Below are 1,013 nucleotides of genomic sequence, written 5' to 3' on the forward strand. Positions count from 1 at the left end.
TATCAGTCGCCATGTCTCGTGGGCTCGGAAGTGGGTATAAGAGACATTTCCGGGCCTCCGTCGTTGGTGCGGGCGGGCGCGGGCTTGGGCGCTCCGCGCGTCGCCCACGTCCCCACCCGATTGTCGCGCTGCCCCCTGATCGATCGGGGGAGGACGCGAGAATCGGGTGGGGATCCGGGGAGTCGTGTCGCGTGCGGCGCGGGTGAGCCGCGCGGCGCCGGGGGAGCCGTCCCTTCCGACGCCGCGCGGCGGTCGTGGGACCGGGCCCGCCCGGGCCCGGTCGTGCCGGCCCTGGTGGCCGGGCGGTGCCGGGACCTCGCGGTCCGGCCGGGCGGGCCTAGTGGCCCGCGTGGCCCGTCTCGGCGGGCAGGCCGTGCGAGCCGTGCGGCACCGCGTGCGCGCCCGCCTCCGTCGCGGCGAGGCCCGGCACGGTCACCAGGGCCACCAGCAGCGCGCCCGCCGCGAGCGTGCCCGCCTGGCCGGCGCCGCCGGGCGCGCGCCGACGGGCCCCCGGGGCGGTCCCGGCGCGCTGCCTGAGGGCGAGCAGGATCCCGGCCGCCAGGCCCAGCACCAGCGCGGCGGCCTCGGCGGCGGTCGTGGCGGTGCCGGTCAGCGGGGAGCTGAGCAGCACCGCCGGCCCGGACGCCAGGGCGACGCCGGCAGCCGCGCGGGGCACGGGCGCGGGGCCACGCAGGGCGAGGACGCCCCAGCCGAGGGCCACGAGCCCGAGCGCGGACAGCGCGACGCCCACCGGCAGGTGGTGCTCCAGGTGGCCGGCGCCCACGCCGCAGGCGACCAGGCCCAGTCCCAGCGCCGCGAGGGAGGCCCACTGCCGGGTCAGCGCCTGGAGCGCGCCCTCGCCGACGGCGGTGCCGGAGCCGGTGTCGGCGACCGCGGCTGTGCCGGTGACCGTGGCAGCCGAGCCGCCCGTATCGTCGGCGGTGCGGTGCGCCTCCCGGGCACGACCCGCGGCGACGCGCGCCCGCGCGCCCGCCGCCGGGACGGTGCCGCCC

The 1,013-nt window shown here is 80.9% G+C and carries 1 protein-coding gene; it reads right to left on the reverse strand.

All coding sequences use genetic code 11. From position 1 onward, the window contains the following. Positions 1–337: 337 nt before the first annotated feature. On the reverse strand, positions 338–1,013 hold a 676-nt coding region (locus tag AC3WUG_RS14935), incomplete at its 5' end, for a hypothetical protein (RefSeq protein WP_492328390.1).

The sequence above is a fragment of the Cellulomonas sp. EB106-03-03-XG116 genome, assembly GCF_058792015.1.